The organism is Mesorhizobium sp. WSM4850, assembly GCF_055811735.1.
Window position 1 is genome coordinate 109,246 of sequence record NZ_JBVVPV010000017.1, and the last position, 6,692, is coordinate 115,937.

7 protein-coding genes are annotated in these 6,692 nt (G+C 63.8%); 1 reads left to right on the plus strand and 6 read right to left on the minus strand.

All coding sequences use genetic code 11. The annotated features are described in order from the left end of the window. Positions 1-75: 75 nt before the first annotated feature. Positions 76-1,371 carry a DUF445 domain-containing protein gene (locus AC0L2Z_RS18145; protein WP_473628933.1) on the minus strand — a complete coding sequence of 432 codons (1,296 nt, stop codon included), beginning with the start codon at positions 1,369-1,371 and terminating at the stop codon, positions 76-78. A gap of 199 nt (positions 1,372-1,570) precedes the next feature. Here AC0L2Z_RS18145 and rirA point away from each other — a divergent pair, with 199 nt between their 5' ends. Beyond that, positions 1,571-2,032 carry an iron-responsive transcriptional regulator RirA gene (gene rirA, locus AC0L2Z_RS18150; RefSeq protein ID WP_091598109.1) on the plus strand — a complete coding sequence of 154 codons (462 nt, stop codon included), beginning with the start codon at positions 1,571-1,573 and terminating at the stop codon, positions 2,030-2,032. A 264-nt stretch (positions 2,033-2,296) separates the two neighbouring features. Here rirA and AC0L2Z_RS18155 read toward each other — a convergent pair whose 3' ends face one another. The 5 genes from AC0L2Z_RS18155 to hemP are packed head-to-tail and all read right to left on the minus strand — an operon-like array spanning position 2,297 to position 6,464. Beyond that, positions 2,297-3,085 (minus strand): heme ABC transporter ATP-binding protein, encoded by a 789-nt coding sequence (locus AC0L2Z_RS18155; RefSeq protein WP_473628934.1) that lies wholly within the window; start codon positions 3,083-3,085, stop codon positions 2,297-2,299. A 25-nt stretch (positions 3,086-3,110) separates the two neighbouring features. Then, positions 3,111-4,211 carry a FecCD family ABC transporter permease gene (locus AC0L2Z_RS18160; RefSeq protein WP_473628935.1) on the minus strand — a complete coding sequence of 367 codons (1,101 nt, stop codon included), beginning with the start codon at positions 4,209-4,211 and terminating at the stop codon, positions 3,111-3,113. An 11-nt stretch (positions 4,212-4,222) separates the two neighbouring features. Further along, positions 4,223-5,089, minus strand: a complete 867-nt coding sequence (locus tag AC0L2Z_RS18165; RefSeq protein WP_473628942.1) for a heme/hemin ABC transporter substrate-binding protein — start codon at positions 5,087-5,089, stop codon at positions 4,223-4,225. Positions 5,090-5,136: 47 nt separating this feature from the next. Then, positions 5,137-6,216, minus strand: a complete 1,080-nt coding sequence (locus tag AC0L2Z_RS18170; RefSeq protein ID WP_473628936.1) for a hemin-degrading factor — start codon at positions 6,214-6,216, stop codon at positions 5,137-5,139. A gap of 11 nt (positions 6,217-6,227) precedes the next feature. After that, positions 6,228-6,464: a hemin uptake protein HemP gene (gene hemP, locus AC0L2Z_RS18175; RefSeq protein WP_473628937.1), complete on the minus strand. Its 237-nt coding sequence runs from the start codon at positions 6,462-6,464 to the stop codon at positions 6,228-6,230. Positions 6,465-6,692 lie beyond the last annotated feature (228 nt).

Here is a 6,692-nt window from a genome sequence, read left to right on the forward strand (position 1 = left end):
GCGAATTCGGCAGCTGAAGAGAAACAATAGACCAGCGGAGCTTCGCGGTCCATTCGGCCGCGCACACATCGCGCCTCAGCCGACGAGGAACAGCCGTTCCAAAGTGTGGAGCACGACGCCGGCCAGGCCGCCGATGACCATGCCGTTGAAGCGGATATATTGCAGGTCCCTGCCGATGTTCATTTCGATCAGCCTGGTCAGTTGCGCAAGGTCCCAGCGCTTGACCTGATCGGCGATGAATTTCGAGACGCCGCTCTTCTGGCTTTCGACGAACGACGACAGCGCAACGATAAACCCCTGGTTCATGTCGGCCCTGATCTGGGCGTCGCCGGCAAGATGGCGGCCGACCTCGACGAACATGCTGGCGAGATGGGCGCGGATCATCGAATTCGGCGCCTTGGCGTCCTGCTCGATGAACACACTGAGGCTTTCCCACATGTCGCCGGCCAGCGCCTTCAGCTCCGGCCGGGCGAGGAAATCGCGCTTCAGTTTCTCGGCGCGCTTGGCGTATTGCTTGGATGTCCTCAGCCGCTCGACGAAGCTCAGGACAAAACGGTCGAATTCGGCGCGCATCGGGTGGTCGGGATCGGCCCGCACCTCGTCGAGCAGCGAACCGGCCGAGGCGACGATCTTCTTCAGCAGATAGGCGTCGGCGCGAAACAGGTTGAACAGCGACGGCAGCTCCTCGCGGATCTTCTCGCGCATCGTCGCCAGCGCCTGCTCGTCGCTCAGGAAGCGGCCGACCACCTTGGTGAATTCGTCGAACAGTCTTTGGTGGCGGCGATCATCGGTCAGGGCCGACAGCAACTCGGCGGCGAGCGGCGCCAGCGGCACCTTTTCGATCTGCTCCAGCATGCGGCTGCTGACGAAGCCGCGCAGGCCGGATTGCTCGATCGCCGCCAGTGTCTGCGGCACCAGCTGGCCGACGAAATGCGACAGATCGGCGGCGCGGTTGGGGTCGGCAAGCCAGTCGGCAACGAGCGCGGAAAAATCGACCTCGGCAAGCTTTTCGCGCACCGGCTCGGGCGCCAGGAAATTCACCTCGATGAAGCGGCCGAGATTATCGGCGATGCGGTTCTGGTTCTCCGGGATGATCGCGGTGTGCGGGATCGGCAGGCCGAGCGGTCGCCTGAACAGCGCCACCACCGCATACCAGTCGGCCAGCCCGCCGATCGTCGCCGCCTCGGCGAAAGCGGCGACGAAACCCAGCCACGGATAGTGGCCCTCGAACGACTTGGCCACCGCAAAGATGAGGACGCAGAGCGTGAGCGCTGCGGTGGCGACGAATTTTGTGCGCCGAAGCGCCGAAAGCTTGGCCTCCGCGTCGGCATCGAACCGGGCGGATGCCAAAGCCGGTGCTGATTGTGACATGGATGAACTGCTCCTGGTCGATGTCGCGGACTTAACTTAGTGATCCGCCCACCCGAATGCGCGCCATATCAGGGTCGTGGTTTGCACGACCGCCCACATAAACATGATGAAAATATTCAACTATCATGCGGTGCTTGTCTGGAATTATTCCAAGGTATAGGCCATATTAGGGGTTGAGCTATTGCTTCGTGAGGACACTATGCGGCTGACACGCCAGACCAACTACGCCATGCGCATTCTGATGTATTGCGCCGCGAATACCGACCGGCTGAGCCGTATCCCGGAGATCGCTGCCGCCTACTCGGTATCCGAGCTCTTTCTCTTCAAGATCCTGCAGCCTTTGGTCGAGCATGGTCTGGTCGAGACGGTGCGCGGCAGGAACGGCGGCGTCAGGCTCGGCCGGCCGGCCGAATCGATCACCCTATTCGACGTCGTGCGCGTGACCGAAGAGAGCTTCGCCATGGCCGAATGCTTCGAGAACGACGCCGCCGAATGTCCGCTGGTCGACAGTTGCGCACTGAATTCGTCGCTGCGCGAGGCGCTCAACGCCTTCTTCGCCGTGCTCGAGCGCTATACGATCGCCGACATGGTGGCAGCGCGCCCGAATGTGCGCCACCTGCTCGGCATCGACATGCTGGTGCAAAGGGCGCCGGCCGCTTGAGTCGGGTCGAGCCATAGCCGACAGCGCTTGCGCTGCCCCTCACCTGCCTGCCGGCATCCTCTCCCCGTATAGTGACGGGGAGAGGATGCCTTCATCGACGATTTCGTCATTCTCCATCGTTGCAAGATGGCCGCCGAGGCTGCGGCCAGCCCCTTCTCCCCGTCACTATACGGGGAGAAGTGCCCGGCAGGGCGATGAGGGGCAGCGCCGACCCTTGCAAGTTGGAACGCGTTGGTTGCAGCCCGGCTGACCATCAGACCAGCCTTACGCCGCTGACTGCGGCAGGACGAACGGCATGTCTCCGGCCGGCAGCACGCCGACCCGCAGCCGGCAATCGAATACTTTTTCGATCAGATCGTCGCTGAGCACGTCCTGCGGTGAGCCGGTGGCGGCAAGCCTGCCGCGGTGCATGACGAAGATCCGGTCGGCATACATCGCCGTCAAGTTGAGGTCATGCAGGATCGCGACAACGCCGCCGCCCCGCCTGGCGAAATCGCGGGCGATGTTCATGATGATCAATTGGTGCTTGATGTCGAGGCTGGAAACCGGCTCGTCGAGGAAGAGATAGCGCGGTTTGCCGTCGAGGACCGGCGCCCAGACCTGGCAGAGCACACGGGCCAACTGCACGCGCTGCTGCTCGCCGCCCGAAAGCTCCTGGTAGAAACGGCCGGCAAAGCCGTCGAGATCGACGCGCGACAGCGCCCGTTCGGGCAGGCGCTCGTCCTCGCCGGGCAGCGCGCCCGAGCGCCCGCCGAGCAGGCCAAGCCTAACGATCTCGCGCACCGTGAACGGAAACGACAGCGTCGTCGCCTGCGGCAGCACGGCGCGCAGCATGGCGGCCTCGACCGGCTTCATCACCGACAGGTCGCGACCGTTGATGGTGACCTCTCCCGAATAGGCAAGATCGCCGGACAGCGCCCTCAGGAAGGTCGTCTTGCCCGAACCGTTGGGACCGACGATGGCCGCGATCTCACCGGGCCGCATCTCGAAATCGACATTGGCGACGATGCCCTTGCCGCCGATCGCCACCGAGACATCCCGCGCTTCTATCATGAAAACCCTCTCACAGGCCCCCCTCTCATAGGTCGATAACCCCACGCTTGCGCAGCAGGATCCAGAGGAAGAACGGGGCGCCGGCGATCGCGGTGACGATGCCGATCGGCAGCTCCGCCGGCGCCACGATGGTGCGGGCGACGGCATCGGCCAGCAGCAGCAGGCAGGCGCCAAGCAGGGCCGAGGCCGGCAGCAGATAACGATTGTCCGGGCCGATGGCCAGGCGCAGCAGATGCGGCACGACGATGCCGACAAAGCCGATGCCGCCGCTGACGGCGACAGACGCCCCGACCGCCGCCGAGACGCCGATGATGGCCGTGTATTTCAGCCGCTGAACCGGAATGCCGAGATGGCCGGCGGTGGCTTCGCCCAGCGCCAGCGCGTTGAGGCCGCGCGCCAGGAACGGCATCGCCGCCAACGCCAGCACGATCACCGGCCCAACGGAGCCGATTTTCTGCCAGGTCGCGCCGGCGAGCGAGCCGAGCTGCCAAAAAATCAGGTCGCGCAACTGCCGGTCGTCGGCCATGAAGATCAGGATACCAGTCAGCGCCATGGCAAGGGCCGCCAGCGCGATGCCGGCAAGAAGCATGGTGGCGACCGAGGTTTGGCCGCGCCGGGTGGCCACCTGATAAAGCACCAATGTCGTCGCCAGCCCGCCGCAGAACGCCGCCAGCGGCAGAGCGAGTGTGCCCAGCATCGAAGTTATCGGCGCCAGCACTGTGGCGCCAAGCACGATGACGGACACCGCGCCGAGGCTCGCTCCGGCCGAAACGCCGATGAGACCGGGGTCTGCCAGCGGGTTGCGGAACAGCCCTTGCATCACCGCGCCGGAGACGGCCAGCGCTGCGCCGATCAGCACACCGAGCGTGACGCGCGGCAGGCGGATGTCGTAGACGATCAGGCGGTCGCGCGCGCTCAGCGCCTCGTTGGCGGGTGCTGCACCCAACAGCCAGTCGCCGACGACGCTGACGGCCGAGGCATCGGATGCGCCTGATGTCAGCGAAAACAGCACGGCAACGGCAAGTCCGAGGCACAAAGCCAGGATGGCGATGCGCGCGCGCCCCGAGCGGTCGCCGTCGGATGCTGTCGCCATAGTGCTCGAACCAGCGATCGATTGATCCACCATCGGGCGCCCGATCAGTCCGCGGCCTGCCCGCCGTAGAGCGAGGCGGCAAGGTCGCGGATGACGTCGGCGGTGCGCGGCCCGAAGCCGAGCAGATAACCGCCATCCATGCGGACCACCTTGCGCGCCGCACCCGCTGGAGTCGACAAAATGGACGGGTTCGCGAACAATTCGTCGTCCGATACGCCGGGACCGGCGTTGTTCATCATCAGGATCACGTCGGGCCTGGCGTTGATGACAGCCTCGTCGGACAGTTGCTTGTAGCCGGTGAAGCCGTCGACCGCGTTGACACCGCCCGAAAGCTTGATGATGCCGTCGGCGGCGCTGTTGCTGCCGGAAGCGAGGATCTTGCCGCCCTGCATCGACAGCACGAACAGGACGCGTTTGCGGTCCTTGATCGAAGCGGTCTGCTTTTCGGCGGCCTTCAGCTTGGCATCGATCTCGGCTGCCAGCGCATCGGCCTTGGTGTCGGCGCCAAGCGCCTTGCCGACGATGCGGATCTTCTCGAGAATGCCTTCGTGGTCGTAGTGCTCGGGCACCTCGATGAACGGGATGCTCGTCTTCTTCAGCACATCGACGGTTTCCTTCGGCCCGCTGCCGTGCAGTGCCAGGATGCCCGACGGATTGACCGACAGCACGCCTTCCGGCGACAGCTGGCGCATGTAGCCGACGTCAGGCAGCTTGAGCGCCGCCTCGGGATATCGGCTGGTCGAATCGCGAGCGACCAGCCGGTCCTGCTCGCCGAGGGCAAAGACGATCTCGGTGATCGAACCGCCAATGGCCGCTATCTTCGACGGGTCCGCAAAAACCTCCGTGCCTTCGGCAGCGCGGGCCGGCAGCGCGAAGGCCATGCAAAGGCACATCGTGGCCCCAAGCGCCATTCCAAAAACACGCGCCCGTTCAAGCAAAGCAGCCATTGTGGTTGTCCTCAGGCTGCGGTCGGGCTTGGAATGCGCGGCAGGTTCTCTGTCAGAAACCGCCAGTCCTCGCGCTCGCTTTCGCCTTCGTGGCGCTTGCCGAAGAACTGGATGATCATCTTGCCGTCGGCGCCATAGGCCTCGAGAGACGTGACATGGCCATCCTTGGTCGGCTTGCGCACAGCCCAGACCTCTTGGATGTGGTCGGTCCGCAGATGCAGGTGGAAGGTCTCGTCCAGCACGTTGATCCACGGCCCCATCGGCTTGATCGACTTGATGGGGCCCGAATGGATCTGGATGCAGCCGCGATTGCCGACAAAGCACATGATCGGCATCTCGCCCTCGGCGGCATGATGGAACATGGCGCTGACGGAATCGTTGTCGAGCAGCCAGGCATAGTCCTGGCCAACCATGCGCAGCGCCTGGCGGCGGTCGAGCTTCAGCGTCTTCAGCATGCCGAAGAACTGATGCACGTCGGTCAGCCGGCTCCAGCGGTCGCGCAGATCGTCGACATCAGCGGAAGCGGCGGAAGCCTCGGCCTTGCTTTCAGGCCCGGCTTCTGAAATCGACCCTTCCTCTGAAATCGCGACACTCGACTCCTGGTTCGGCGATTCCAACTCAGCCACCAGCTTCTGATAGGCATAGAGGTTGGACGCTGGCCGCAGATGCACCTTGTGCACCGCCTCGCCTGCCGCATCGAAGAACTGCAGGCTGCGCCTGATATCGCCGCCGTCGCGCTTTTCGACGGCAAAGCCGTGCGCCCAGGCTTTCGGGAAGATGCGCAGGTCGATGTTCTCGCCGAGCACCATGGCATTGTGGTTGCCGGTCACGACCTTGTCGTAGACGCCGATCTTCTCGTGCACGGCGCTTTCATTGCGCGTCAGCGCCATGACCTCGCCGACGGCCTCGAGGCCGGTCAAAAGATCGTTGACGCGCGGCTCGACGCGGAGGACGCCGTCGCCGCAATGCGCGGCGACCAGCTCGGCCTCCGAAATGCCAAGCTGGGCGGCGAGATCGCGCTCGCGCGTCTTCGGATTGTCTGCCCGCGCCCGCCGGATCTCGTGCGGCGCGGGCCTTACGCGCTGGTCCATATTTTTATTACCTACTTGTTGAGGATGAGCTTGCCCTGGCGGGTGATTTTTAGCCGGTAGAGCGCTCCGTGATGCTCGATACCGATCTCGTGCTCGCCCTGGAACAGCGCGTTGCTGGACAGGGTCCTCACCGTCAACGGCACCCGATCGAAACGAGCCGAATTGTCGTCGGAACGGCGAACGCGATCGCGAAAGTCACTGGACCGAAAGTCATTGGGCCGAAAGTCTTTGGGATTGTGCGTGTTCATCTGGTTCGATCCCTTTCTTGAGCCGGGCCTGGTCGGCTGGCGCGGCGCTGCGTGAAATGCCGATTCATTTCTTGACTTGAATACTCATGTTTACTAGTCAGTGCAATACCGGACTAGATGAGTCAAGATTTAAGAAGCCGGACACGACGAAAAATGCCGGCGCATCAAGCCGGCCAGCATCGAACCAGGATTTTTGGAGTTGGGGCATGGGGTTGGGTAATTGGGGAC